Origin of the sequence: Actinomadura sp. 3N407, from assembly GCF_052245875.1 — a bacterium.
Classification (GTDB): domain Bacteria; phylum Actinomycetota; class Actinomycetes; order Streptosporangiales; family Streptosporangiaceae; genus Spirillospora.
Genome location: NZ_JBQQBP010000009.1, coordinates 190,668 through 216,618, shown reverse-complemented (window position 1 = coordinate 216,618; position 25,951 = coordinate 190,668). Strand labels below are relative to the sequence as shown.

25 protein-coding genes are annotated in these 25,951 nt (G+C 72.8%); 11 read left to right on the top strand and 14 right to left on the bottom strand.

Features of this window, described 5'->3' with window-relative positions; translation table 11 throughout:
• Positions 1-42: 42 nt before the first annotated feature.
• The 4 genes from ACTWPP_RS23795 to ACTWPP_RS23780 form a co-directional block, all read right to left on the bottom strand.
• Entirely contained in the window at positions 43-1,266 is a 1,224-nt protein-coding gene (locus ACTWPP_RS23795; RefSeq protein ID WP_443106542.1) for an FAD-dependent monooxygenase, read from the bottom strand.
• Positions 1,263-1,859 carry a PadR family transcriptional regulator gene (locus tag ACTWPP_RS23790; RefSeq protein ID WP_443106541.1) on the bottom strand — a complete coding sequence of 199 codons (597 nt, stop codon included), beginning with the start codon at positions 1,857-1,859 and terminating at the stop codon, positions 1,263-1,265. The genes ACTWPP_RS23795 and ACTWPP_RS23790 overlap by 4 nt, the downstream gene beginning before the upstream one ends.
• Positions 1,860-2,002: 143 nt before the next feature.
• Entirely contained in the window at positions 2,003-3,202 is a 1,200-nt protein-coding gene (locus ACTWPP_RS23785; RefSeq protein WP_443106540.1) for a cytochrome P450, read from the bottom strand.
• 74 nt (positions 3,203-3,276) lie between these two features.
• Positions 3,277-3,945: a TenA family protein gene (locus ACTWPP_RS23780; protein WP_443106538.1), complete on the bottom strand. Its 669-nt coding sequence runs from the start codon at positions 3,943-3,945 to the stop codon at positions 3,277-3,279.
• A 140-nt stretch (positions 3,946-4,085) separates the two neighbouring features.
• Here ACTWPP_RS23780 and ACTWPP_RS23775 point away from each other — a divergent pair, with 140 nt between their 5' ends.
• Positions 4,086-4,838, top strand: coding sequence for an SDR family NAD(P)-dependent oxidoreductase (locus tag ACTWPP_RS23775; protein WP_443106537.1), 753 nt, complete (start codon positions 4,086-4,088; stop codon positions 4,836-4,838).
• A gap of 73 nt (positions 4,839-4,911) precedes the next feature.
• Here the strand turns inward: ACTWPP_RS23775 and ACTWPP_RS23770 are convergent, their stop codons facing one another.
• From ACTWPP_RS23770 to ACTWPP_RS23760, 3 genes are read right to left on the bottom strand one after another with little or no spacing between them, the layout of a single operon-like run.
• Entirely contained in the window at positions 4,912-5,511 is a 600-nt protein-coding gene (locus ACTWPP_RS23770) for a nitroreductase family protein (protein WP_443106536.1), read from the bottom strand.
• Between the two features lie 30 nt (positions 5,512-5,541).
• The gene (gene asnB / locus ACTWPP_RS23765) at positions 5,542-7,401 is read right to left on the bottom strand and encodes an asparagine synthase (glutamine-hydrolyzing) (protein ID WP_443106535.1); all 1,860 of its coding nucleotides are present in this window, start codon (positions 7,399-7,401) and stop codon (positions 5,542-5,544) included.
• 45 nt (positions 7,402-7,446) lie between these two features.
• Positions 7,447-7,629, bottom strand: coding sequence for a ferredoxin (locus tag ACTWPP_RS23760; protein ID WP_443106534.1), 183 nt, complete (start codon positions 7,627-7,629; stop codon positions 7,447-7,449).
• Between the two features lie 187 nt (positions 7,630-7,816).
• Between ACTWPP_RS23760 and ACTWPP_RS23755 the strand changes: the two genes are divergently transcribed.
• On the top strand, positions 7,817-8,830 hold the full coding sequence (locus tag ACTWPP_RS23755; RefSeq protein ID WP_443106533.1) for a methyltransferase: 1,014 nt from the start codon (positions 7,817-7,819) through the stop codon (positions 8,828-8,830).
• A gap of 24 nt (positions 8,831-8,854) precedes the next feature.
• On the opposite strand, the gene ACTWPP_RS23750 is transcribed toward ACTWPP_RS23755, so the two are convergent.
• Both ACTWPP_RS23750 and ACTWPP_RS23745 read right to left on the bottom strand, forming a co-directional pair.
• On the bottom strand, positions 8,855-9,664 hold the full coding sequence (locus ACTWPP_RS23750) for an ABC transporter permease (RefSeq protein ID WP_358461055.1): 810 nt from the start codon (positions 9,662-9,664) through the stop codon (positions 8,855-8,857).
• A 10-nt stretch (positions 9,665-9,674) separates the two neighbouring features.
• Entirely contained in the window at positions 9,675-10,667 is a 993-nt protein-coding gene (locus ACTWPP_RS23745) for an ATP-binding cassette domain-containing protein (protein WP_443106532.1), read from the bottom strand.
• A 94-nt stretch (positions 10,668-10,761) separates the two neighbouring features.
• Here ACTWPP_RS23745 and ACTWPP_RS23740 point away from each other — a divergent pair, with 94 nt between their 5' ends.
• The 7 genes from ACTWPP_RS23740 to ACTWPP_RS23710 all read left to right on the top strand — a co-directional run bounded on the left by ACTWPP_RS23740 (position 10,762) and on the right by ACTWPP_RS23710 (position 18,883).
• Positions 10,762-11,919, top strand: a complete 1,158-nt coding sequence (locus ACTWPP_RS23740; protein ID WP_443106531.1) for a nucleotide disphospho-sugar-binding domain-containing protein — start codon at positions 10,762-10,764, stop codon at positions 11,917-11,919.
• Between the two features lie 144 nt (positions 11,920-12,063).
• Positions 12,064-13,080: a hypothetical protein gene (locus ACTWPP_RS23735; protein WP_443106530.1), complete on the top strand. Its 1,017-nt coding sequence runs from the start codon at positions 12,064-12,066 to the stop codon at positions 13,078-13,080.
• Between the two features lie 32 nt (positions 13,081-13,112).
• Entirely contained in the window at positions 13,113-13,382 is a 270-nt protein-coding gene (locus ACTWPP_RS23730; protein ID WP_443106529.1) for an acyl carrier protein, read from the top strand.
• A complete protein-coding gene (locus ACTWPP_RS23725; protein WP_443106528.1) occupies positions 13,375-14,586 on the top strand; it encodes a beta-ketoacyl-[acyl-carrier-protein] synthase family protein in 1,212 nt (403 codons plus the stop codon). The genes ACTWPP_RS23730 and ACTWPP_RS23725 overlap by 8 nt, the downstream gene beginning before the upstream one ends.
• Positions 14,583-15,743: a beta-ketoacyl synthase N-terminal-like domain-containing protein gene (locus ACTWPP_RS23720; protein WP_443106527.1), complete on the top strand. Its 1,161-nt coding sequence runs from the start codon at positions 14,583-14,585 to the stop codon at positions 15,741-15,743. Before ACTWPP_RS23725 ends, ACTWPP_RS23720 begins: the two co-directional genes overlap by 4 nt.
• Before the next feature lie 23 nt (positions 15,744-15,766).
• Positions 15,767-17,431 (top strand): acetyl-CoA carboxylase carboxyltransferase subunit alpha, encoded by a 1,665-nt coding sequence (locus ACTWPP_RS23715; protein ID WP_443106526.1) that lies wholly within the window; start codon positions 15,767-15,769, stop codon positions 17,429-17,431.
• A gap of 84 nt (positions 17,432-17,515) precedes the next feature.
• Positions 17,516-18,883, top strand: a complete 1,368-nt coding sequence (locus ACTWPP_RS23710) for an acetyl-CoA carboxylase biotin carboxylase subunit (RefSeq protein ID WP_443106525.1) — start codon at positions 17,516-17,518, stop codon at positions 18,881-18,883.
• A gap of 77 nt (positions 18,884-18,960) precedes the next feature.
• On the opposite strand, the gene ACTWPP_RS23705 is transcribed toward ACTWPP_RS23710, so the two are convergent.
• The 4 genes from ACTWPP_RS23705 to ACTWPP_RS23690 all read right to left on the bottom strand — a co-directional run bounded on the left by ACTWPP_RS23705 (position 18,961) and on the right by ACTWPP_RS23690 (position 23,347).
• Positions 18,961-20,553 (bottom strand): right-handed parallel beta-helix repeat-containing protein, encoded by a 1,593-nt coding sequence (locus ACTWPP_RS23705; RefSeq protein ID WP_443106524.1) that lies wholly within the window; start codon positions 20,551-20,553, stop codon positions 18,961-18,963.
• A 143-nt stretch (positions 20,554-20,696) separates the two neighbouring features.
• On the bottom strand, positions 20,697-21,401 hold the full coding sequence (locus tag ACTWPP_RS23700) for a TenA family protein (protein ID WP_443106523.1): 705 nt from the start codon (positions 21,399-21,401) through the stop codon (positions 20,697-20,699).
• Complete coding sequence (locus tag ACTWPP_RS23695) at positions 21,373-23,028, bottom strand: FAD-dependent monooxygenase (protein ID WP_443106522.1); 1,656 nt, start codon at positions 23,026-23,028, stop codon at positions 21,373-21,375. Before ACTWPP_RS23695 ends, ACTWPP_RS23700 begins: the two co-directional genes overlap by 29 nt.
• Complete coding sequence (locus tag ACTWPP_RS23690; RefSeq protein ID WP_358461019.1) at positions 23,021-23,347, bottom strand: TcmI family type II polyketide cyclase; 327 nt, start codon at positions 23,345-23,347, stop codon at positions 23,021-23,023. Before ACTWPP_RS23690 ends, ACTWPP_RS23695 begins: the two co-directional genes overlap by 8 nt.
• Before the next feature lie 201 nt (positions 23,348-23,548).
• Here ACTWPP_RS23690 and ACTWPP_RS23685 point away from each other — a divergent pair, with 201 nt between their 5' ends.
• Together ACTWPP_RS23685 and ACTWPP_RS23680 are read left to right on the top strand one after the other, a co-directional pair.
• On the top strand, positions 23,549-24,286 hold the full coding sequence (locus tag ACTWPP_RS23685) for an SDR family NAD(P)-dependent oxidoreductase (RefSeq protein WP_443106521.1): 738 nt from the start codon (positions 23,549-23,551) through the stop codon (positions 24,284-24,286).
• On the top strand, positions 24,286-25,143 hold the full coding sequence (locus ACTWPP_RS23680) for an LLM class flavin-dependent oxidoreductase (RefSeq protein ID WP_443106520.1): 858 nt from the start codon (positions 24,286-24,288) through the stop codon (positions 25,141-25,143). The genes ACTWPP_RS23685 and ACTWPP_RS23680 overlap by 1 nt, the downstream gene beginning before the upstream one ends.
• 30 nt (positions 25,144-25,173) lie before the next feature.
• Here ACTWPP_RS23680 and ACTWPP_RS23675 read toward each other — a convergent pair whose 3' ends face one another.
• Complete coding sequence (locus ACTWPP_RS23675) at positions 25,174-25,938, bottom strand: SDR family NAD(P)-dependent oxidoreductase (protein WP_443106519.1); 765 nt, start codon at positions 25,936-25,938, stop codon at positions 25,174-25,176.
• Between the last annotated feature and the right edge of the window lie 13 nt (positions 25,939-25,951).

Genomic DNA, 25,951 nt, shown 5'->3' with positions numbered 1-25,951 from the left:
CCACCGCCGCGGGGGCTCGGCGTGGGCCAGGGGCGGAACCGGCTAGCTTCCGGCGGCCGCCGCCGTCTGCGGCGACGTCACCGGTGCGTCCCAGTCGATGAGGTAGCGCTGCTCGGGACCGAGCGTCTTCTCCGGGTTGAGGAACGTCTTCATCATGATGGGCATCATCAGCTTCATCATCGCCTTGGCGAACGTGCCCATCGTCTTGCTGTTGTTGGTCTTGTTGCCGCGGTCGATGACCTTCTCGACCCGTTCGCGGCGCAGCCGCTCGTACGCGGCGAAGGCGCTCTGCGGGTCGGGGAGGTCGCGCAGGCAGCGGGCGAGCTGCACGGCGCTCTCGATGGCCTGGGAGGCGCCCTGGCCGGAGCTGGAGGACGGCGCGTGCGCGGAGTCGCCGACCAGGACCATCCGCCCCCGGTGCCAGGTCGGCACCTTCGGCATGTTCTCCAGCGAGCCGAGGACGACCAGGTCGCCGGCCTCGGTGTGCGCGAGGATGTCGCCGCAGGGCTTGTCGTCGGCGTACAGCTCGCGCAGCCGCGCGAGCCAGTCGGCCCTGGACGTCCTGCGCGCCTCCGCCGACGACAGCGGCCGGTCGTGGGGCAGGTTCGCGAACCAGGCGGTGCGGTCGTCGGGCTGCACCCAGTAGCCGAAGAAGCCGCGCTTGCCGAAGACGAAGTACGACGACTCGCGGTCGGACGGCACGGCGATGTCGGCGGCCGCGCCGAAGTTCAGCAGCCGGGTCGTGTCGGGCTCGGGCGCCTTCGGGTCGATCAGCCTGCGGACGGTCGACCGGATGCCGTCGGCGCCGACGAGCACGTCCGCGGTCGCGGTGGTGCCGTCGTCGAACCGGGCGGTGACGGCGTCCGGCGACTCCTCGACGTCGACGAGCCGCTTGCCGTACTCGACGCGGATGCCCTGCCCCTCCGCGGTCTCGTGCAGGACGCGGCACAGCGTGTCCCGCCACAGCCCGCGGCTCGGCGGCAGGCCCTCCAGCCCGGGGAACTCGCCGATCTTCTCGCCGTGCCCGTCGTACATCTGCCCGCGGGTCAGCGGCTGGCCGATGCCGAGCGCGGCCTCGTACGCACCGATGATCTTCAGCGCGTTGAGCCCGTTCGGCGCGATCGTGAGCGTGACGCCGACGCCTTCGGCGGTGCTCGCGTACGCCTCGTAAACGGTCGCCTCTATGCCGGCCTTCTTGAGCGCCATCGCGGTGGCCGGCCCGGCGATCCCTCCGCCGATGACCAGTGCCGTCCTTGCTGCAGTCATGTTCGGCTCCCAAACAGTTCTTTCCATGTGCGGATGTAGTCCGGGTGCTCCATCGCCTCGATCAGCTCGGACACGAAACGGCACTCGGCGTCCAGCATGGTGACCCGGTACTGCTCCTCCACCAGGAACACCCACGTGACGCCCTCGGCGGTGGCGGCGTTCATCCGGCCGCGGATCTCGTCGATCTCGGCGGTGAGGGCGGTCAGCCGCCTGCCGAGCAGCCCGACGGTCTCGTCCGGGGACAGGACGCTCAGCAGCGACAGCGCGACCCCGAAGTGCGGGTACTCGTGCCGCGGCTGCGCGACCAGCTCGCTGAGCCAGTCGTGGAGTTCGGCGCGTCCCTCCCGGGTGAGCGCGTAGACGGTGCGTTCCGGGCGCTGGGTGTCGCGGACGGTCTCCTGCTCGACGATGAAGCCCGCCTTGGCGAGCTGCTTCACCACCATGTAGAGCGAGCCCCGGTTGTAGTTGATGCTGCGGTCCTGCTCGGTCTCCTTCAGCCGCCGGCCGAGCTCGTACGGGTGCATCGGCTCCAGCATCAGCCAGGCGAGCACGGCCAGGGCCAGCGGGTTCCCCACCTTGCGCCGTTTCTCCACCGGGAGCCTCCTCACCTCTAGCCAGCTCTAATTATCCAACCATAAATAGTCAGTGTCAACTATGACAGGAGGGCATCCACCTCTGGACGCGCCAAGGCCCCCGACCTGCACGGCCGGGGGCCTGGACGAGGGGGATCAGCCGTTCACCAGGTGACCGGGACCTCACTGAAGCCCTCCATGAACCCGCCGAGCCCGCGCGGCAGCTCCTCCGCGGGGACGGCCAGCCGGACGTCCGGGAACCTGCGCAGCAGCGTCTCCGTCGCCACCTGAAGCTCCATCCGGGCCAGCGCCGCACCCACGCAGTAGTGGATGCCCGCCCCGAACGTCATGTGATGGTTCTCCTTGCGCCGGATGTCGATCGTGAACGGGTCCTTGAACACCGACCCGTCGGTGTTGGCGCCCTCCTCCGACAGCAGGACGCTGCTCCCCTCCTTGATCACCGAGCCGTCGGACAGCTCGATGTCGGTCAGCGCGTACCGCAGCGTGCCGATCGACGACCCCATGATCTGCGTGCGCAGCAGCTCCTCCACCGCCGACTCGACCAGCGACGGATCCGCCTTCACCTCCTCGAACAGGTCGCGCCTGTGCAGCAGCACCGCCGTACCGGTGCCGATCTGGCTGGCCGTGGTGACATAGCCGGCGATGAGCAGGCTCTGCGTCCAGTGGTGCAGCTCGTAGTCCGACAGCCGGTTGTCGTCCTCGTCCCGGATCTTGATCAGGCTGCCGATGAGGTCGTCGCCCGGGTCGGCCCGCTTGGCGACGATGAGGTCCGCCAGGTACGACCACAGGCCCTTGCGGCACTCCTCGACCTCCTCCGGCGGCAGCTTGCTCACCGAGAGGAAGCCGTCCACCAGCCCGCGGAACTTGTCCCGGTCCTCCGGCGGCACGCCCAGCAGCTTGCAGATCACCAGGATCGGCAGCGGGAAGGCCAGCGCCTCGTTCAGGTCGGCCGGCTTCGGCCCGGCCTCCATCGCGTCCAGCAGCTCGTCGGTGACCGACTGCGCGAACGGGCGCAGCCGCTCGATCCGGCGCGCGGTGAACGCCCGGGTGACGAGCCCGCGCATCGCGGTGTGGTGCGGCGGGTCACCGTCGATCTTGGGGTCGACGAACAGGTCGTTGTCCTTGGACACCCGCGCCATGCCCGGACGGGCGATGTTCTTGCTCAGCCGGGAATCGGCGAACAGGCTCCGGACGTCCTTGTAGCGCGTCACCATCACCGCGGTGTCGCCGCTCGGGAGCCGCACATCGACCTGGGCTCTCTCGTGCAGGCCGCGCAACCGTCCGGGGACCTCCATCACCGGGGTCCATTCGAAGGGATAGGGAATCGGGGTGTTCGAACTCATCTGGTCGGCGACCTTTCTCGTCGGCTGCCCGCGACCGCTGCCATGACCGGCGTGACCGGGCCGGTCCCGCCCGTTCACACCGGCCAGGACGGTCGTCGCAGGCAGCATTCGGCGAACGCCCATTCGTAGCGGACGCTGATGGAGAACTGCTCGATGATCAGTTGGCGCTGCCGGGCCGAGCAGCCGTCGCCGGCCCGGTCGACCATGTCCAGGAACGCCTGGACCGCGTACCCGTAGGACTCGCCCGGGTGATAGACCTCGATCCACGGCGCGTACCGCGAACCGGGCTCGACGCCGCGTTTCAGCCCGTCGGAGACCTCGGCGTTGAACCACACCATGGGGAGCAGCGCCCCGAGGCCGTCATGGAACGACCGCGCGCTCGCGGCCGCGAAGAACGACGCGTGCGCGTGGGTCGCCGGGTCGGCCGGGGTCTGCTCGCCCAGCTTCGGCAGGTCCAGGTCGCCCGCCAGGCCCGTGTAGGCCTCGCGCAGCCGGCCGGCGGCCTCCAGCGTCCCGACGACCGACTGGCCGAGCAGGCACGCGTCCAGGTCGTCGGGCGCCAGCGCGGCGCACCGCGCCAGTGCCCGCGCGTAGGCGGGCAGCAGGTGCCCGGTGTCCTGCTGGACGAAATGGGCCAGTGACTCACCCGGCAGGGAACCGTCCCGGAGACCGGACCAGAACGGATGGTCCTGGACCCTCCGCAGTACGGGGTCCCTGATCTCCCTGAGTTCGTCGTGAAGCATCCGTCTCCCCCATCGCAAGGCACGGCTCGGGCTCCGACGCGGACGGTACGGGCCGGCGCTCGAAATCTCCTGGAACGCGTCCCGAGGTCCCTGGAACGCGTCCCGAGCCGCCTTCGAGCCCGCCGATGGATGTTGCCTGCATGGATCTCGGATTGACGGACAGGCGGGTGCTCATCACCGGCGGCACCCGGGGCATCGGGCGGGCGACCGCGCACGCGTTCGCCGCCGAGGGCGCACGGGTCGCCCTCACCTTCCACAGCTCCGACACGGCCGCGAAGGACCTGGCGGAGGAGCTGGGCGGCGACGGGCGGGCGCGCGCCCTGCGCTGCGACCTCGCCGACCCGGACTCCATCCGGCGGGCCGTCCGGGCCGTCGAGGACGGCTGGGGCGGCGTCGACGTCGTCGTGGCCAACGCGCAGACCTGGGTGTGGGTCGATCCCGAGAACGTCCCGCCGTACCAGGAACAGCCCATGGACCACTGGCTCGGCCTCTTCCGGGAGAACGTCGAGGGCCATATGTGGACGGTGCGTGAAGCCCTGGGCGGCATGCGGGAGCGCGGCTGGGGCCGGATCGCCCTGCTGTCCTCCATCACCGCGCAGTACGGGAACCCCGGCTCGGAGTTCTACAGCGCGGCCAAGGCCGCCCTGCACGGGTTCGCGCGGTCGCTGATGTGGACGCGCGACGGTGTCCTGGCCAACGTGGTGGCGCCCGGGGCCACGCTGACCGAGAGCCTCGACGCGGTGGACCCCGTCCTTCTGGAGAAGGCGACGGAGGAGACCCCGAGCGGCCGCCTCAGCACGGCGGACGACGTCGCGCGCCTGATCGTCTTCCTCTGCTCCGAGGCGAACGGCAACGTCAACGGCGAGGTCGTCCACACCGCCGGCGGCCGCTGAACGAACCCCGTCCGCTTGCGGCGTGTCGCCCTTTTGGCAGCCTCTATAAGGGCGACACGCCGCGGGTGAACGGTTAGCGGCGCCACTCCACCAGTTCTTCGTTGGGCCTGCGCGTCGCTGCGCCTGGCGGGACGGGCGTCTTCACGGTGTCGTCCAGGTGGCCTACCGTGATGATGCCCGCCAGCGAGACGTCATCGGGCAGGTTGACCACGTCGGCCAGGGCTTGCAGCTCGTCGGTGTAGACGGAGCTGACCATCCCGGTCGCCAGGCCCTCGTTGAGCGCCGCGAGTTGCAGCAGCATGAACAGCGCGCCGCAGTCGAACCACCAGAACGGCACCGGCCACGGAATCTCGGAGTATCCCTCCCGGATGTCCCCGGCCGCGTTGTAGCGCTCGTGGTACGAGTCCTCACGCGTGCACACGTAGAGGTGAACGGGCGCCGAGGCGATCCACCGCGGGAACCCGAGTTCCACGTAGCGGGCCTCGGCGATGTCGGCGGCCTCCTGCCGCAGCTTCGGGTCGGTGACGACCACGACCCGGTGCCCCTGGCTGAACCCCGCGCTGGGAGCCCGCCGCAGTCCCTCCAGGATCCGCAGGATCGCCTCATCGGAAACGGGCTCGTCGGTGTAGCTGCGCTCCATCCGGCGCCGGCGCAGGACGTCCGAGAAATCCATGCCGATCTCCTTCTCTCAGATGGCCAGTTCTCAGATGGCCAGTTCGACGCCGTAGGTTTCGAGCCACGTGTTGAACTCCAGCGCCATCTCGATGTTCATCCTGCTGACCCACTCGTGGGCGATGCTCGACGGTTCGTCGATCGTGCGGCGCATCGCGGCCGTGTCCAGGAACGGCAGCGCGGGCGACGACGGGTCGTCGAGCACGTCCCGCAGCTCCTCGTGGAGCATCGCCGCGTAGGCCGGGTCCTGGGTGACCGGCCACGGGCTCTTCGTCCGCTGCAGCACCGACTTCGGGATCAGGTCGGAGACGGCCGCCCGCAGGATGCTCTTCTCCCGGCCGTCGAACGTCTTGAACGCCCACGGCGTGTTGTACATGTACTCGACGAGCCGGTGGTCGGCGTACGGCACCCGCAGCTCCAGGCCGTGCGCCATGGAGAGCCGGTCACCGCGGTCGAGCAGCATCGGCAGCCACCAGGTGAGGGTGACGTAGGCGACGTCGCGCATCCGGCGTTCCTCGTCGCTCTCGCCCTCCTGGTGCGGTGCCTCGGCCACCGCCTCATGGAAGTGGTCGGCGTAGTAGACGCCGAGTTCCAGCTTGTCCATGAGCCCGCTGTCGAACAGGCCGCGGCCCTGGCCCTTGGGGGAGCCCGGCTGCCGCGGCTCGTTCGCCGTCCACGGGAACGTCCCGGCGCTCAGCAGCTCGGGGTCGTGCATCCAGTTGTAGCCGCCGAAGATCTCGTCGGCGACCTCACCGGCGAGCGCCACCGTGGAATGCGTCTTGATCCTTCGCGACGTGAGGTAGTTCGACGTGTCCATGTCGCCGAGCGTCGTCGGCATGTCCTGCGCCAGCAGCACCTGCCGGCGCGTCTCCCGGTCCATCAGGTCCCGGGTGCCCAGCACGATCGGGACGTGGTCGGTGCCCAGATGCCGGGAGACCTCGGCCGCGTACGGCTCGTCGGGTGAGAAGCGGACGTCGTCCGGCTGGAACTTCTTGGCGTACTCGTCGAACGTGGTCACGAACGTCCGGACCCGCTCGCCCTCAAGCTGCCAGCGCCATTTCGCCGCGACGGCGGTCAGGGCGCTGGAGTCCACGCCGCCCGAAAGGGCCGTGCACAGCGGGACGTCCGCGACGAGTTCGCGGAGCACGATGTCCTCCAGCAGCGACCGGACATGCCGGACGGTCCCGTCGACGTCCTCGGCGTGCGGACGCGCCTCCAGCCGCCAGTACGTCGTGTCGGTCACCCCGTCGCGTCCCACGGTCAGCAGGTGGCCGGGACGCAGCTCCGCCATGTCGCGGAACACCGACTGGCCCGGCCTCTTGGCCGTGGCGAACAGCTCCCGGAGCCCGTCGGTGTCGACGACCGGGCGGACCAGCCGGTTCGCGAGCAGCGCCTTCGGCTCGGAACCGAACAGGACGCCGTCCGGCCGCACCGAGTAGAACAGCGGCTTGACGCCCAGCCGGTCGCGGACCAGCACCAGCTCCTCGCGGCGCACGTCCCAGATGGCGAACGCGAAGATGCCCTCCAGCCGCTCGGCGAAGCCGGTGCCCCACTCCAGGTAGGCGCGGAGCACCACCTCGGTGTCGCTGCGGGTGCGGAACCGCTGCCCGCGCGCCTCCAGCTCGCTGCGCAGCTGCTTGAAGTTGTAGACCTCGCCGTTGTAGACGATCACGGCGAGGGGGCGGCCGTCCTCCTCGACGGTCAGCGGCTGCGCGCCGCCGGCCAGGTCGATGATGGACGTCCGGGTGTGCCCGAGGGCGGCGTGCCCTCTGATCCACACGCCCCGCGCGTCCACGCCCCGCTTCGCGAGTGTCTCGGTCATGGCCCGCAGGGCCGGTGCCTCCCCGGCGAGATCACGCCCGAAGTCCACCCAACCGACGATGCCGCACATCCACGTCTCCCTCTCAGTTGTTCCGGCCGCGGGCCCGCGGCGGGCCTACTCGATGTGGATCGACCGGGTCGGGCAGCCGCGAGCCGCGGTCCGGACCGCCTGGTGCAGAACGTCGGGCGGGTCCGCGTCCAGGAGCTCGACGGTGCCGTCCTCGTCCTGGTCGAAGACCTCGGGGACGCGGTAGACGCACAGGCTCGCCACCGCGCACGTCTCCTTGGTCACGCTCACACGCACCGCACATCACCGTCCCGGATCGTCACCGCCGCGTGGGTCCTCCTGGAACTGTGCGGGCGGGGGGTCGCACGGGGCTCGAGGATCGGTACAGGCCCGCGTGGGGGCGTACGCGCGTCTCGACCGAGGCTCCATTCCGGTGCGGCACGGTCACCGGGACGTGTCGGCGACGGAAGGACGTCCGGTGACTGTGCGCACGGCCCCAGACATCGGTTCTGTGCAGGGGATCCTGCGCCTCGGCAACGCCTACTGCGAGGCGCAGGCGCTGCTGACGGCGGTGGAGCTCGGCCTTTTCACCGCGTTGCACAAAGCGCCGGGCACCGAGCGGGACATCCGTGACCGCCTGGCCCTCGACGGGCGCGGCCTGCGCGACTTCCTCGCGCTCCTGACCGGGCTCGGCCTGCTGGAGGAGGAGGGCGGCCGCTACCGCAACGCCGAGGGCGCCGGCCGTCACCTGGTGAGCGGCATGCCCGGGTACGTCGGCGGGTCCCTGCTGGGCGCCAAGGCGAACCTGTACCCGCTGTGGAACGGGCTGACCGAGACGCTGCGCACCGGGAGGCCGCGGGCGGAGGCCGGCGGCTTCGACGCGATGCTCGACGACCCCGTGGAGCTGCGGCGCTACGTCCGGATGATGGAGGGCGCGCTGCGGCCGCTCGTCCCGGAGCTGCTGAAGGCGGTCGACTGGCCGGCGCACCGGTCCGTCCTTGACGTCGGCGGCTGCGCGGGCGACCTGGTGGGACGTCTCGTCGCCGACCATCCGGCGCTGACCGGCCACGTGTTCGACCTTCCCCAGATGGAGGCCCCGTTCGACGAGCGGATGGCCACGCTGGGGCTGTCCGGCAGGACGGTGTTCCACGCCGGTGACTTCTTCCGCGACCCGCTCCCCCGCGCGGACGTGCTGGTCTTCGGGCACGTCCTGCACAACTGGTCGCCGGGGCGGCGGGAGATCCTGATGCGCAAGGCGTTCGAGGCCGTCAATCCCGGCGGCGTGCTTCTGGTGCACGACCGGATGCTCACCGAAGGCGGCGCGGACGTGGACGGGCTGGTCGCGAGCCTCATCATGGCCCTGGTCACCGAGGAGGGGGCGGAGTACGGCGTGGGCGAGCTGACCGCGCTGGCGGAGGCGGCCGGGTTCACGTCGATGTCCTGCCGCCCGCTCGCCGAGAACGAGACGCTGGTGCTCTGCCAGAAGGGCTGAGCGCCGCCTCACCGCGGGGGCGGGTCAGCCGCGCCGGAAGACGGCCACGGCCAGGCCCGCGAAGACGACCATGATGACGGCGCACCAGGCCAGCGCCCGCGGCACGAAGTAGCCGGCGTCGTGCCCGAGGACGTGGACGGCGTGGTCTCCCAGCGTCAGGGCCCGGACCGCGTCGGCCATCCAGGTCATCGGCTGGTTCTCGGCGAACGCGCGGAGCCAGCCCGGCATGGTGTCGACGGGCACGTACGCGCTCGACCCGAACGTCACCGGGAAGACCAGCAGGGACAGGCCCTGCGCGGCCTGCCCGTTCCGGGCCAGCAGCCCCAGCGTGATGAAGACCCAGCTGAACGCGAGCCCGAACACCAGGCACAGGCCGAACGCCGCCAGCGCGGCCAGGGCCGTGCCGTGCGGGCGGAACCCGATCCCGAATCCGACGAGGGCCGCGATCGCGAGGCTCCACGCGAGCACGGCGGTGTCGGCGAGCACCCGCCCGGTCAGCACCGCCGCGGACGGCGACGGCAGCGAGCGCAGCCGGTCGACGAACCCGGTGTGCAGGTCCTCGGCCATCACGACGGCGGTCCCGATGAGCGTGAACGGCACCCCGGCGGCGATGAAGCCGGGGACGGCGAAGTCGACGTAGTCCAGGCCCTTGTAGGTGCCGAACGCCCCGCCGAACACATAGCGGAACGTCACCAGGAACCCGACCAGCTGCACCGTCCCGACGATGACGAGCTGGGGGGTGCGCAGGAAGGTCAGCACGGCTCGTTTCGCGACGAGGAACGTGCCCATCGGCAGGCCGGCGCCCCGGCCCCCGGCGGTCGCGCTGACGGTCAAGGTCGTCTCCTCAGACATCGGTGGCGGCTTCGGCCGGGGTCTCGGCGGCGGCTTCGGCGGGGGACGTCTTTCCGGTCAGGGCGAGGAACACCTCGTCGAGGCTCGGCCCGCGCACCCCGATGTCGGCGACCGTCACCCCGGTCGCCTCCGCCGCGCGCAACCCGTCGACCAGCGCGTGAACGGCCCCGCCGTCGCCGACGCCCGCGCCGACCCGGCGAACGGCCGCGTCGATCTGCGGTTCGTGGCCCGCCCGCGCGAGCACCTCGGCGACCGCGGCGAGGTCCGCCTCGTCGCGCACGTGGACCTCCAGCACGTTGCCGCCCACCCGGCGTTTCAGCTCGGCGGGCGACCCCGCCGCCACCGCGCGGCCATGGTCGATGATCACGATGTGCCCGGCGAGCCGCTCGGCCTCGTCCAGGTACTGGGTGGTGAGCAGCACGTCGGTGCCGCGCTCGACCAGCCCGTCGATGGCGTCCCACAGGTCCAGGCGCGCCCGCGGGTCGAGGCCGGTCGTCGGCTCGTCGAGCAGCAGCAGCCGCGGCGCGCTCACCATGCTGGCGCCGAGGTCGAGCTTGCGCCGCATCCCGCCCGAGTACGTCCGGACGAGCCGGCCCGCCACGTCCGTCAGCCCGAAGTTCTCCAGGACGGCCGTCGCGGCGGCCCGGGCCGCACGGGCGGGCTGCCCGTACAGGCGCGCGACCAGCTCCAGGTTCTCGCGGCCGGTCATGGCGGGCTCCACCGACGCGAACTGCCCGGCGAGCCCGATGGCCCGGCGCACCGCCCGCGGGTCGCGGCGCACGTCGTGCCCGGCGACCCGCAGCACGCCCGCGTCCGGCTTCACCAGCGTCGCCACGGACCGGACGAACGTCGTCTTCCCGGCCCCGTTCGGCCCGAGGACCGCCACGACCTGGCGGGGCATGACGTCGAGGTCGAGCCCGTCCAACGCCGTCGTCCTGCCGAAACGCTTCACCAGGCCACGCGCCTCGATGGTCGGTTCGGTCATCGCCGCCTCCCTCCGCACACCCGGGGGCAGTCGATCACCGCGGGCTTGAGCGGCACTGGAGCCGACGGCGAGCGGCCGGTGGTGCGGTGGGACGATGCGCGTCATCTTCGCCACCTGGGCGTGGCCGTCACATCTGTACGCAATGGTTCCGCTCGCGTGGGCCTGCCGGGCCGCGGGGCACGAGGTGCTGGTCGCGAGCCCGCCGGAACTGACCGGCACGATCGCGCGCACCGGGCTGCCCGCCGCGCCGGTCGGCCGCGACGTCGACGCGGTGGCCGTCTTCCGCGACATCGTGCACCCGCCGGAGGGGCGGCCGGGCAAGGGCGGCGGCGGCCCGCGCGTCCTCGGGCTGCTGACCGAACTGGCCGAAGCCATGACCGACGACCTGGTGAAGCTCGCCGAGGGCTGGCGCGCCGACCTGATCGTGTTCGAGCCCACGGCGTTCGCCGGGCCCCTGGCCGCCGCCGCGGTCGGCGTCCCCGCGGTCCGGCACCTGTACGGGACCGACCTGCTGAGCGGGGCGGGCCGGTTCCTCCCGGACGTGCTGGCCCCGATGTGCGAGAAGCTCGGGCTGGACGGCGTCGAACCGTTCGGCGCCGCGACCGTGGACCCGTGCCCGGCCGGGCTGCAGGTCCCCACCGGCTCCCGGCGGCTGCCGATGCGCTACGTCCCCTACAACGGTGCGGGGACGCTCCCGCCGCCGAGCCCGCGCCCCGCCGCCCGCCGCCCGCGCGTGTGCGTCACCTGGGGCACCACCTACAGCAGGCTCGACCCCCGGATGTTCCTCGCCGGGGACGCCGTCCGGGCCATCGCCGGCCTGCCGGTGGACGTGATCGTGGCGGTCGCCCCCGGGCAGCGCGACCTCCTCGGCACGCTGCCGCCGGAGGCGCAGGTCGTCGAGTCCGCGCCGCTGCACCTGCTGCTGCCGAGGTGCGACGCCGTCATCGCGCAGGGCGGCGCCGGGACGATCCTCACGGCGCTGGACAACGGGCTGCCGCAGGTCCACGTCCCGCGCCTGCCCGACCATGTGCGGCACGCCGCCCGGATCGCCGAGACGGGCGCCGGGGTGGTGCTCCCCGCGCCGGGGGTGGACACCGCCGCGATCCGCGACGGGCTCACCGCCGTCCTGGACGACCCCGCACACCGGGACGCCGCGCGGGCGCTCCGGGACGAGATGCGCGAGCAGCCGCCGCCCGCGCGGGTCGTCGCCGAACTCGCGCACATCGGCGTGGGCGCCACGGCCGGCCGGTGACGACCGGGACGGCGCACGCATGACACGGCGCATCCGCACGCCACGGCGTCGAGCCGTTCGCGAGCCGCCTTCGATCTCGCGTGCACAGGCTCGGTGCGGGCCGTCCCGGCCGCACGCAGACAACGGACACGACGGGAGCACACGGTGGGTTCCTCCCCGGAATTCGAGCACGAGTCCTTCGCGCGGCGGCACCGCGGAGGGATGCTGCTGGAAAGGCACGGCCTCGACCTCTATCCGCACCCGTTCCTGGGCTTCACCCTCTCCCCGGGCCACCGCTCGGACGCCATCAACATCGACGGCGAGGGGTTCCGGCTGTCGGACTCCCCGTCGGGCACGGTCGACTGCGCCGGCTGGCTCGCCGGGGGCGGCGGCGGCATCGTGCTCGGGAACTCGGTGGCGCTCGGCCTCGGCGCGACCGCGGACCGCTTCACCCCCGCCTCGCACCTGGCGGACCTGACCGGGATCCGCTGGCTCAACCTCGGCCTGTGCGCGGCGATCTCGCTGCAGGAGGTCATCGCCGCCGCGCCTTTCCTGCACGCCGCGTCCGACGTCGCGATCATCGGCGGCGGCACCGACCTCGTCAACCAGCTGGGGTCGCTGACCCCGGACGGCGCCTACGGGACGATCTCCTACGAGCGGACGTTCGACGACCTGATCCGCGTCCCGGTGTTCGACCTCGCCGCGCTCGCCGCCGGCAAACCCGTCCCCGACCTGGACGAACGGCGCCTCGCCCAGCGCGCGACCCGGCCGTGGGACCTCGCCGAGGCACAGGCACGGATGGAGGACACGGCGCGCCGCAGGCTCCGCGACCTCGCGCTGCTCGCGCGGGCCGCCGCGCCGGGCACCCGGATCGTCCTGTGCCTGCAGCCCCTCGCCACCCCCCGCACCCGCGACCTCACGGCCGGGGAGCGGGAGCGCTTCGACTTCGACGCCCCCGTCTTCGGCATCCTGCACAGCACCCTGGAGAAGTGCTGGGACGCCTACGCCGCCCTGCTCGCGGAGGGCTGCTCCGAGCTGGGGGTGTCGTTCCTCAACATGTCCGCCGACCGGTTCGAGGGGGACGCCTTCGCCGACATCGTGCACCCGCACGACGACGGCAACCGGCAGGCGGCTCGGATGATCCGGCGGACGCTCGACGAAGCACCCCTCCCAACCCTCTGAGCTCCTCCCAACCTTTGCGAAAGGCGCATGCGATGTCCCAGGCGGCGACCACCCGGTCCGAGCAGATCCAGCAGTTGCGCGACATCCTGACCGACGTCCTGGAGGTCGAGCCGGACGAGCTGACGGAGACCAGTCACTTCGTGAACGACCACGGCGCCGACTCGCTGATGGCCATCGACATCATCTCCAGCATCGAGCGCGACATGGGCGTCCACCTGCCCAACGAGGTGCTGCCGGAACTGACCACGCTGGCGGCCGTGCTGGAGGTCCTGGAGCGCTACAGCGGAGCGTCCGATGAGTGAACGCGTGGTGGTGACCGGGCTCGGCGCCGTCAGCAGCCTCGGGACCGGGGCACACGTGTTCGCACGGGCCGTCCGCGAGGGACGCAGCGGCGTGTCGCCCATCCGGAGCTTCGACACCACCGGTTTCCCGTACACCTACGCGGGGGAGGTCGGCGACTTCGAGCCGGAGCGGATCCTGCACCGGCTGGACACCGGCGGGTGGGGACGCAGCGCCCTGTTCGCCGCGTCGGCCGCGCGGCTGGCCGTCGAGGACTCCGGCATCGACCCCGACCGCATCTCCGCGGAGGTCACCGGCTCGGCGATGGGCACCACGTTCGGCGAGTCCGCCGTCATCGAGGCGCTCACCGGCCAGTCGGTCGAGGGCGGCATGAAGGCGCTCGACCCGGCGCTCGTCCCGCAGGCCCCGGCCGGGCGGATCGCCGCCGCGGTCAACGCCGAACTGGCGCTCACCGGCGAGGCCCACACCATCGCGACGGCCTGCTCGGCGAGCAACTACGCCCTCGGCTACGCCTACGACATGATCCGCACCGGCGAGGCCGCGTTCATGCTCGCGGGCGGCGCGGACTCGGTGAACCGGTGGTCGCACGCCGGCTTCTACCGGCTCGGCGCCCTCGCCGAGTCGGTGTGCCGCCCGTTCGACGCCGGCCGCACGGGGATCCTCACCGCCGAGGGCGGCGTCGCGCTGTTCCTGGAGACGCTCGGCGGGGCGGTGGCGCGCGGCGCCCGCGTCTACGCCGAGGTGCTCGGCTACGGCGTCAACTGCGACGCCAAGCACCCCGTCGCACCCGACCCGACGAGCATCGCGGCGTGCGTCCGGGCGGCGCATCAGGACGCCGGCGTGCGCCCGGCGGACATCGACTACATCTGCGCGCACGGCACCGGAACCCCCACCAACGACGCCACCGAGGTCGCGGCGATGCGGACCGTGTTCGGCGACGCGCTGCCGCCGATCAGCTCGATCAAGTCCATGATCGGGCACACCATGGGCGCGGCCAGCGGGTTCGGCGCGCTGATCTGCTGTATGGCGCTGCACGAGGGGTTCCTGCCGCCCACCGCCAACGTGACCGAACCCGATCCGGCGCTTGGGGACGGGCTGGACTGCGTGCCGGGCACCGGCCGCGCCGCGTCCCCGCGGATCGTGCAGAACAACGGGTTCGCGTTCGGCGGCAACAACGCGATCACCGTGCTGGGGCGAGTGGCATGACGCCCGCACCCGCGGCTACAACGGCACCGGCGACCACGACCGTCGCGCCGCTCGTCATCACCGGCTGCGGAGTGGTCTCCCCCGCGGGCCACGGCCTGACGCCGCTCACCTCGGCGGGCGGGCCGCATGCCGCCGACCTCGACGCGATCGGCGGGGACTTCCCGCCGGTGGCGCTGGCCGCGGCACCGGACCTGCGGGTGGCGGAGTCCCTCGGCACGAAGGGGATCCGGTCGCTGGACCGGACCACCCTGCTCGCCCTGGTGGCCGCGCACAACGCCCTCGCGGGACTCGGCGCGCCCCTCGCCGACGCCGAACGCGCGCGGACCGGCGTCGTGATCGGCAGCAGCACCGGCAGCGTCCGCAGTTCCAGCGAGTTCTCCCGGGAGACGCTCGTGCGGGACAAGCCGTACCTGGTGCGCGCCAACCGGTTCCCCAGCGCGGTCATGAACTTCTGCGCCGGCCAGCTCGCGATCTGGAACTCCCTGCGCGGGGTGAACGCCACGATCGCGGACGGCCGCGTGTCGGGGCTGGCCGCCGTCCGCTACGCCCGCAACGCGATCGCGCGGGGCCGGGTCGACCGTGCCCTGGTCGGCGCGGCGGAGGAGCTGTGCGCGGAGTCCGCCTGGGCCTGGCACCACTCCGGCGCGCTCGCGCCGGGCGCGGCGGTCGGTGAGGGCGCGGCCGTGTTCGTCGTCGAAACACCCGGCGCCGCCGCGGCGGCAGGGCGGACGCCGCTGGCCGAGCTGCTCGCCTGCGAGGTCGGGACCCCCGGTTCCGGGGGGATGCGCACCTCACTGGCGGGGTGCGTCGACCGCGCGCTGCGGCGCAGCGGCGTGCCCGCCTCCGACGTCGGCGTCGTCTCGCTGGGCGCGACGGGCATCCGGGGGCTGCGGGCCGCCGAGGAGGACGCCGTCCGGACCGTCCTGGGCGGGCCGCCGCCGCACAGGATCCGGCCCGCGGCGCGGCTGGGCGAGAGCTACAGCGCGAGCGGCGCCCTGCAGATCGCCGCGCTCCTCGCGGCCTGGCATGCCCCGGACGCCGCGGACGCCGTGGACGCCGCCGAGGGTCCGGCGGCCGTCGTGACCTCGCTCGGGGACGACGGCCATGCCGGATGCCTCGTGATGCGCCGCCCCCAGCCCGCTTCAACCGGCCATTGAGCCCGCCGGGTCACGCTTCAGACGTGACTGCGCCAACTGCGGTATGGACCCGCTGCCCCCAGTGCTCAGAACTGATCTACGGCGGCCGCTACGAACGCATCCTGCGGACATGCCCGGGATGCGGCCGCCACGACCGGCTCACCGCCGAGCAACGCGTCGAGCAGCTCCTGGACGAGGGCTCGGCCGAGCCGCTGGCGCCCCCGCGGGTGCCGGACGACCCGCTCGGCTTCACCGACTCCCGCCCCTACGTTGAGCGGCTCCGCGAGGCCCGCGCGGAGACCGGCATGACCGACGCCGTCCTCTGCGTCACCGGGGAGGTCATCGGGCGTCCCGTGGTCGCGGCGGTCATGGACTTCCGGTTCATGGGCGGCAGCCTCGGCGGCGGTGTCGGGGAGGCCATCACCCGCGCGGCGGAGACCGCGCTGAGGCTGCGCCGGCCCCTCATCATCGTCACCGCGTCGGGCGGCGCCCGGATGCAGGAGGGCGCCCTCGCGCTGATGCAGATGGCGAAGACCAGCCAGGCGCTCGCCGAGCTGGACGAGGCAGGCATCCTCACCATCTCGCTCATCAGCGACCCGACGTACGGGGGCGTGGCCGCGTCCTACGCGACGCTGGGGGACGTCATCCTGGCCGAGCCCGGCGCGCGCGTCGGCTTCGCCGGCCCCCGGGTCATCCGGCAGACGATCCAGGCCGACCTGCCCGAGGGATTCCAGACGGCCGAGTTCCTGCTGGCCCGCGGGCTGGTGGACGCGGTCGTCCCGCGCACCGCGCTCCGGACGACGATCGCCGACCTGCTCGAATCCCAGCATCCGGTGCGTGCGCGCAAGCAGGCCCCGGCCGCCGCCGAGCCGCCGGCCACGGCCACGGCCAGAACACTGCTCATCCGCGACCCGGCGCTGCTTCCCGACCTCGACCCCGAACAGGTGATCAAGGCCGCGCGGCACGAGGACCGCCCGAACACCCTCGAATACGCGAACCAGCTGCTGGACGGCTTCCAGGAACTGCGCGGCGACCGGCTCACCGGCGACTGCCCGGCCGTCGTGGGCGGCGTCGGGCGGCTCGGCGACCGCCAGGTCGTCCTGATCGGGCACCAGAAGGGCCGCGACACCGCCGAGCGCGTGCGGCGCAACTTCGGCATGGCGCTGCCGGAGGGATACCGCAAGGCCGCGCGGCTCATGCGGCTGGCGGTCAAGCTCGGGCTGCCGATCCTCACCCTGGTCGACACGCCGGGCGCGCATCCCGGCATCGGCGCGGAGGAGCGCGGGCAGGCGTGGGCGATCGCGGAGAACATCCGGCTCATGTCCGGGCTGCCCGTCCCGGTCATCGCGGCGATCACCGGTGAGGGCGGCAGCGGCGGCGCGCTCGCGCTCGCCGTCGCCGACCGGGTGCTGGCCTGCGCCGGCGCCATGTACTCGGTGATCAGCCCGGAGGGCTGCGCGGCGATCCTGTGGAAGGACCAGTCCGCCGCGCCCCGGGCCGCCGCCGCCCTGCAGATCGGCGCCCGCGACCTGCTCGGCAACGGCATCGTCGACGCCGTCGTCCCGGAGCCGGACGGCGGCGCCCACCACGACCCCTCCCAGGCCGCCGAGCTGCTGCGCGCCGCGCTCGGCGAGGCGCTCGCGGAGGTCTCCGGTCTCCCGCCCGCGGAGCTGGTGGCGCGGCGCCGCCGCCGTTTCCGCCGGTACTAGCAGCCCACCGCAACCAGGAAGCCACCGCCACCAGGAAGCCGCCGTCCGCCGCGCCAGCCCGCGCGGTCAACGAGAGGAAGCCCGTTGTTCTCGACCATCCTGATCGCCAACCGAGGTGAGATCGCGCTCCGTGTCGCCCGCACCTGCCGCGACATGGGCATCCGAACGGTCGCGGTGTGCTCCGACAGCGACCGCGGCTCGGCGGTGACGCGCTTCGCCGACGAGTGCGTCCGCATCGGCCCCGCCGCCGCGCGGCACAGCTACCTCAACGCCGCCGCGATCGTCACGGCGGCGCTGCAGACCGGCGCCGACGCCATCCACCCCGGGTACGGGTTCCTGTCGGAGGACCCCGACTTCGCCGAGATCTGTGAGGCGGAGGGGCTGACGTTCATCGGGCCGTCGGCCGAGCTGCTCGGCCGGCTCGGCGACAAGGCGCGGGCCCGGGAGATCGCCAAGGCGGCCGGGCTGCCGGTGCTGCCGGGCAGCCCCGAGTCGCTGACGACGCTGGAACAGGCCCGCGTCATCGCCGCCGAGGTCGGCTACCCGCTGATCCTGAAGGCCACCGCGGGTGGCGGCGGGCGGGGCATGACCGTCGTCCGGAACCCCCGCGAGCTGCCCCGCGCGTGGGCGCAGGCACGCGCGAGCGCCCAGGCCGTCTTCGGGGACCCGCGCCTCTACCTGGAGCGGTACCTCGAACACGCCCGCCACATCGAGGTCCAGGTGCTCGGGGACGGGCGCGGCGGCGTCGTCCACCTCGGCGAGCGGGACTGCTCGGTGCAGCGACGCCGGCAGAAGCTCATCGAGGAGACGCCGGCGCCCGGCCTGCCCCGCGAGCTCGCCGACCGCGTCTGCGCCGCCGCGGTGCGCGCCGCCGAGCAGGTCAGCTACCCGGGGGCCGGGACCTACGAGTTCCTCGTCGACGACGACGGCGGCTTCACGTTCATGGAGGTCAACTGCCGTATCCAGGTCGAGCACCCGGTCACCGAGCTGGTCACCGGCGTCGACCTGGTCCGCGAGCAGCTGCGGGTCGCGGCCGGGTACGGGCTGTCGGTCACCCAGGACGACATCGCGCCGCGGGGCGTGTCGATCGAATGCCGCGTCAACGCCGAGGACCCGCGCCGCGGTTTCATGCCGACGCCCGGCGTCGTCGACGAGTTCCAGCCGCCCGCAGGCCCGTTCGTCCGGGTGGACACCCACGGTCACCCCGGCTTCCGCGTGACGGCCGACTACGACCCGCTGCTGGCCAAGGTCGCGGTCTGGGCCCCCGACCGGCGGCAGGCCATCGAGCGGGCCGGGCGGGCGCTGGAGGAGTTCCGCGTCTCCGGGCGGGGTGTCCGGACGACGTGCGAGTTCCTCGGTGAGGTGCTGGACGATGCCACCTTCCGCGCGGCCAAGCACACCACGAGCCTGGTCGACGAGATGGGCGTCGCCGAGCTGCGCCAGGCAGGTTGAGGCCGAGGCACGGCACGGGAAAGGGCCGGTGGTGGCCTCCCTTGGGGGCCACCACCGGCCCTCGGCGTCACCGCCCGCTAACGCGCGCAGCGTCCCTGGTGGACGCCGATGTTCGGCGGCGAGGGGATCCGGTGACCGAACAGGCCGCGGCCGCCGTCGCCGGCGATGTCGACGCCCGCGCCGATGGCCGGGGAGCCGCAGCGCAGGCGGTAACCCCACGGTCCCGAGCCCGGGTCGGTGAACCTCGGGTCCTCGGTGATCGCGTTCTGGTCGCCCGCCGGGACCTCCGTCACGTTCCGGTAGATGTTGTGGTCGTAGATCCCGACGTCGTCCACGATCGACGCGCCGGCGTCACGGCCGGAGAACACGTTGTTGGTGAACTCGATCGGCGTGTGCGGGAGGCTGCGGACCAGCCGCCCCGCGCGCTCGCTGTGGATGACGTTGTTGTAGAACTCGACGTTCTCGATCGGGTTGTCGCAGCCGTTGGACACGACGGGGATGGTGAACGTCCCGATCGCCAGGTCCAGGTCGTTCTCGCTGACGTTGTAGCGGATCTTCGCGCCGTCGCCGGACGTCCCGGCGAATGCGCAGAACAGGATGAACGGGCCGTCGTTGTCGTGGCTGTAGTTGTACTGGTAGACGAGGTCGCGGTTGCCGGCGTCGACGCTGTACGCGAACGACGGCGGGTTGCTCGAACCGCCCGTCACCTCGTTGTACTGGACGACGGGGCGGTCGGAGTTGAACGCCAGGATCCCCGCGTGGGCCTGGGTCCCGCGAAGGCCGAAGCCGTCGACCTTGTTGTGGGACGTCACGGAGTCGACGCCGTTGGACACCAGGATCCCGTCGCCGCCGGTGTCCGTGATCCGGTTCCAGGTGACGCGGACGTTCTTCATCGGCACCCAGTGGTTGGTGCCGCCCGGGTACAGGTCGCGCTTCACCCACTGCGACACGGTGCCGATCCCGACGTTGTCGATGTCGCTGATCTGGTTGCGGGTGACGCGGATCCCGTCGAAGCCGGTGGGCTTCTCGGACCCGGCGGCCTTGAACACGATGCCGCCGCTGTTCTCCTTCTCCGCCTGGAGGCAGTCGCAGCCCGGAATGTCGTGGATCTTGACGTTGTCGACCACGTAGTGCTCGCCGGTGCCGTAGTCGTCCAGCAGCACGTAGATGCCGATGCGGGGGGCGCCGTCGTCGGGGCCGGGGTTGGTGATCTCCAGTTCGCGGATCTCCCAGCCCTGGACGTCGTGCAGGAACACGGCCGCGCGGGCGCCGCCGCCGTTGATCACCGGGCGGGCGCCGTGGCCGTAGGCGTCCAGGCTGATCGGTGAACGCGCCGTCCCGGAGCCCTTCGGTTCCAGTGTCCCGTTACAGGTGGAGCCGCGGCGCAGGGAGACGGAGTCGCCGGGCTCGAACGTGACGGTGTTGACCTTGGCGAGGGTCTTCCACGCCTCGCCGGGGCTCGTGCCCGGCGCGCCGTCGTCGCCGGAGCCGCAGTCGACGAAGTACCGCGTCCCGTCGTTCCACCAGCGGTGGTGCTGCTGGGCGGCGGCCGTTCCCGTCAGGGCGAACGTCGCGCCGAGGACGGTCGCCATGACGACGGCGGCGGCCCGGCGCGTCCGGCGGATTCTGCTTCGGATCTTCTCGCGAGCGGGGTGTGAGGCTCTGCCCATCAATCTTCTCCGTGCCGGTGGTCCGGCTGCGGCCTCGTGCGCGGGACCGCGGGGAGACCGCCCGCCGGGGATCGGATGCTGACGGTGCGAGTGTGGAACCGCCGGCTCGAAGATCACTCGAATCGCGAGACGAATGGGCGGCGCTATGTCGGCCACTCCCGGAGCCGCCATGCCGAATCGGCGAACGCCAGCTCCAGCCGGGCACCGAAAAGGAACCGCTGGACGAGCAGCCGCCGCTCGCCCGGCGTGGCACCCGCGGCCACCTCGTCGATCATGTCGAGGTAGCCGTCCACGTACTCCTGCAGGTAGTCGCCGTCGGGAAGGTACCGCGCGATCCACGCTCCGTAGCGGGAGCCGGGGTCGTGACGTTCCCGGAGGTCGTCGGAGACCAGGAGGTGGAACCAGGTCATCGGCAGCAGCCCGCCGATCCCGCCGGCGAACGGGCCGGCGGGCGCGGCGAGCATGAACGAGGTGTAGGCGTGCACGTCCGGGGCGGGTCCCGAGGCGGCGGCCGGGCGGCCGAGCGACGCCGCGAGCTTGCCCAGCTCCTCGTCCAGGCGCGACAGCGACCCGAAGGTGGCACTGGCCGCCGAGGCGAGCAGCGCCCCGTGCGCGTCGTCGTCGGCGACGGCCGCGCACCCCGCCAGTGCCCGCGCGTACGCGGGCACGACGTGGTGCGCGTCCTGTTCGGCGAAGTACCACAGCGCCGCCGGTGGCAGCGTGCCGCACCGCAGCCCCTCCCAGAACGGGTGCCCGGTGATCCGGGCCACCACGGGCCGGGAGACGGCCGCCAGTTCCCCGCGCATCATCGGCTCGCGGTCACCGCGCCGCCGCGCCGGCGCCGACACCGGCCGACCGGCCCGGCACGTCGGCGTCGGCCATCTGGCCGAGCACGTCCGCGAGGACCATCTCGGGCTCCGGCAGGCGGCCGGCGCCGCGCCAGGCGACGAACGCGTCCGGCCTGACCAGGACCGCTCCGCGGGGCGACACCCCGAACGCCGCCGCCCAGTCCCGGTCCACGGCGGTGTAGTCGCCGCCGTCACCGATCTGGACCGCCCGCAGCGGGACACCGGTGCGCCCGGCGATCCGGACCGCCGCCTCGTGCCACGCGCCGCCGTCCGGTCCGGTCAGCAGCACGAACGAGTCCCAGAACAGGTCGACCGTGGAGATCTGCTTCCCGTCGCGTTCGAGCCAGACGTGCGGTGCCCGCGTCCCCGGCTCCCCGGTCAGCGTGAGCGGCTGCGTGAGCACCGGGCCGCGCTCCGCCGCCGCGACGGCCCGGGAGCCGTAGCGGTAGCCGAGCGTGATGACGATGTCGTCCACCATCTGCGCGCGGACCTCGTCGTCGGCGTACCCGTGCCGGATGCGGTTGCGGACCATCGCCTGCTCGGCCATGGCGCCGCCGACCGCGTGCCGCTCCTCGTGGTAGGTGTCCAGCAGCGCGTCGCCCGCCCAGCCGCCCAGCCGGGCCGCCAGCTTCCACGCGAGGTTGTGCGCGTCGTGGATGCCGGTGTTCGCGCCGAACCCGCCGGCCGGCGGGTGGACGTGCGCGGCGTCGCCGGCCAGGAACACCCGGCCGTCCCGGAACCGCTCCGCGACGAGCTGCGCGCCCTCCCACGGCACCTTCGCCATGATCTCGACGTCCATCGCGGGGAGCCCGGACGCCGCCCGGACGATCTCCACGCAGCGCTCGTCGGTGAAGTCCTCGGGCGTCTCGCCCTTCTCCGGGTGGTAGACGGGCGCGGCCAGCCACGGGTCGCAGCCGTGCAGCCGGGACAGCCCCGTCATCGACCCTCCCGCGGTGGCGTAGCAGAGGATGAACGGACGGTCCGCCAGCGCCGCCTCCAGCTCCGGCGCCCGGAAGTAGATGCTGAGCGCGTTGAACACGGTGCCGCGGCCGGACCGCTCGATCCCGAGGACCTGCCGGACCGTGCTGCCCGCGCCGTCCGCGCCGATCAGGTAGCGGGCCCGGACGGTGCGGACCGCACCGGTCGCGGTGTCCTCCACCTGGGCGGTGACGCCGTCAGCGTCCTGTTCGAGGGTCCGCAGCCGGACGCCGAAGCGGATCTCGGCGCCGAACTCCCGGGCCTTGCCCGCCAGCACCACCTCGTAGCGGTCCTGGCCGCAGCCCATGACCCGCTCGGGGCTGATGTCCGGGCCGTCCAGGGACGGGGCCTCCACGACCTCGGCGTCCGCGATCTCGGAGTAGGTGTTGACGCGCAGGATGCCGCCCTCGAAGAAGACGTGCGAGTCGCCGATCTCCAGCGCCCGCACCTCCTCGCCCATCCCGGCGGCGCGGAAGATCTCCATGGTGCGGGCCTGCAGGCCCGGCGCACGCGGCAGCACGGAGGTGTCGGCGCGCTTCTCCACCAGCAGCGTCCGCACGCCGTACCGGCCGAGGAACGCCGCCGCCGACAGCCCCACGGGCCCGGCGCCGACGATAAGAACGGGAACCTCGTCGTCGTAGTCACTCACCGTTGGCGTCCCAGACGTAGAAGGGTTCGGCCATCGCGTCCCGGGGCTCTTTCCAGTTCGGGTCGTACGGCCGGATGTGATGCGACAGCCGTTCGTTGATCTCGCCGTAGAGCGGGTGGCTGCGCGCCTTGTAGAGGTTGGGCGCGATGTCCTCGTCCGCCTCGACGAGATGGAAGTACAGGTCGTGGAAACGGAAGAGCGTGCGTCGTGACACGCCGATCATCCGGGGCAGGTCGCTGGCGTCGGAATCCGCGAAGATCCGCGCCACGTCGCCCGCCTCGGCCGGATCCATGTGCGCGACGATCAATGTCCGGTGCACGCCGGCCTCCTCTCGTGGTCGTCGCCATGGTCGGGCGCGGCCCTCCGGTCCCGGTCGAACCCGGCTCGAATCCGGAGGCACGCGGTGGAAGCGGGCCTCCAGCCCGGCGCGAGCGTCCCGGGGCATCGTCGGCGGCGACGTCGCCAGAGGCGCCATCGGCGTCGCCAGAGGCGCCATGTCCCCGCGCGAGGAGGGAAAGCCGTGGATCTCGGATTGGCCGGAAAACGCGTCCTGATCACCGGCGGCACCCGCGGTATCGGCCGGGAGACCGCGGTCTCCTTCGCCCGGTCCGGGGCCGCCGTCGTGGTCTGCCACCGCACCACCGGCGAGGCCGCGGAGAGCCTCGCCCGCGAGCTGAAGGCACTGGGCGGCGACCACCGGGTCGTCCAGGCCGACGTCACCGACCCGGACGGTGTCGCCGCGCTGGCGGACGCCTGCCGGGACGCGCTCGGCGGACTGGACGTCGTGGTGAACAACGTCGGCATCGACGCGCGGTCGCCGCTGGAGGAGCTGACCGCCGCGGAGTGGAGCCGCGTCCTGGAGACCAACCTGACGAGCTGCTTCACGGTGACGCAGGCGGCGCTGCCGCTGCTCGCCGACGGCGCCTCGATCATCAACGTCGGGGCCGTCGCCGGATTCCGCGGCCGGCCGGAGAGCTCCCACTACGGCGCGTCCAAGACGGCGCTCACCGGGCTGACCCGCTCGCTGGCCAAGGAGATCGGGCATCGCGGCATCCGCGTCAACGTGGTCGCGCCCGGCGTGATCGTGACCGAGCCCGGCGGCGGGCCGCCGCCCCCGGTCGCCGACATCATCCGCGGCATGACGGCGCTCGGCGAACTCGGCTCGAACGCCGACGTCGCCGGCGCGGTGCTGTTCCTGGCGAGCGACATGTCCCGGTACATCACCGGCGCCACCCTCAACGTGGACGGCGGTATCTGATGGACATCGGGATCGGGCTGCCGACGATGATCCCCGGCACCCCCGGGAGCGCTCTGCTCGGCTGGGCGCGCCGGGCCGAAGACCTCGGGTTCTCCTCGCTGGGCACCCTCGACCGGCTGATGTACGACGGTTACGAGCCGCTGACCACGCTCGCCGCCGCGGCGGGCGCCACCAGCCGCATCAGGCTGGCCACGACCATCCTGATCGCCGCCTACCGCGGCGACCGGGCGCTGCTGATCAAGCAGCTCGCGAGCGTGGACCGGCTGTCGGGCGGGCGGCTCACGATCGGCGTCGCGGCCGGCGGGCGCGCCGACGACTACGACGCCTGCGGGACGCCCTACGCCGGGCGGGGACGCCGGCTCGACGCGCTCCTCGGCGAGCTGCGCGGCTTCTGCGACGGGACGGGCGACGGCCCGGTGCCCGGCCCCGTCCCGGCGGGCGGCTGCCCGCCGCTGCTGGTCGGCGGCCATTCCGACGCGGCCATGGAACGCGCCGCCGCCTACGGCGACGGCTGGATCGCGGGCGGCAGCTCCGCCGCCGGCTACGGGGAGCTGGCGGGCCGCGCCCGCAAGGCGTGGGCGTCGGCCGGGCGGACCGGCGAACCGCGGCTCGTCGCCATCGCCTACGTGGCCCTGGGCGCCGGGGCGCGTGAGCGGGCCGAGCGCTACCTGGTCGACTACTACTCCTTCATCGGCTGGAAGGCCGAGATGGCGGTGCGGAGCGTGATCACCGACGAGGGGCGGCTCCGCGAGTTCGTCGACGGGTACCGGGACGTGGGCTGCGACGAGCTGATCCTGTTCCCGTGCGTCGAGGAGCCCGCGCAGGCGGACGTGATCGCCCGCGCCCTCCGGATGTGACCGCGCCCCGGATGTGACCGGCCCCCGGGTTCATGTGTTCTTCAGGAGCCCGGCGTCTACCGACAGGTCGGCGCCGGTGACGCTCGGGACCCGCCCGGACGCCAGCAGCACCACCAGTGCCGCGATCTCCGACGGCTCCACCATCGCCCCGGTGGTCAGCCCGGCCCGGCCGGGCACCGCCGCGACGAACTCCTCCGGCGACATCCCCGACTTCTCGACGATCTCCGGCTTGGTCCAGATCCTCGTCCGGACCGGGCCTGGCGAGATCGTGTTCACGCGCACCCCCCGCGGCGAGAACTCCAGCGACAGCGACTTGCCGAGATTGGACAGCGCGGCCTTCGCCGCCGCGTAGTGCGCGAGCTGCGGGTCCGCCGCGCGCGAGTTCGCCGACCCGATGTTGACGAGCGTCCCGCCACGCTCGACCAGGCTCGGCAGCGCCGCACGGCTGGCCCGCACCGTGCTGAAGAGGTTCAGCTCGAACGACCGCCGCCACACGTCGTCGTCGATGTCGAGGAAGCTCGCCGCCCAGCTGACGCCCCCGCCGACGTTGTTGACGAGGACGTCCAGGCCGCCGAACTCCTCGATCGCCGCCTCCACCAGCAGCCGCGGGCCGTCCTCCGTGGCGAGGTCGACCTCCATCGTGTGCTTGGTGACCGCGCGCAGCTCCGGCCCGACGGTGCGCGCCCCGCCGAACACCTCGGCGCCCGCGTCGGCCAGCGCCCCGGCGACGGCCAGGCCGATCCCCTGGCCCGCGCCCGTGACCACGGCCTTCTTGCCGGCCAGTTCCAGTTCCATGCCGTCTCCTGTT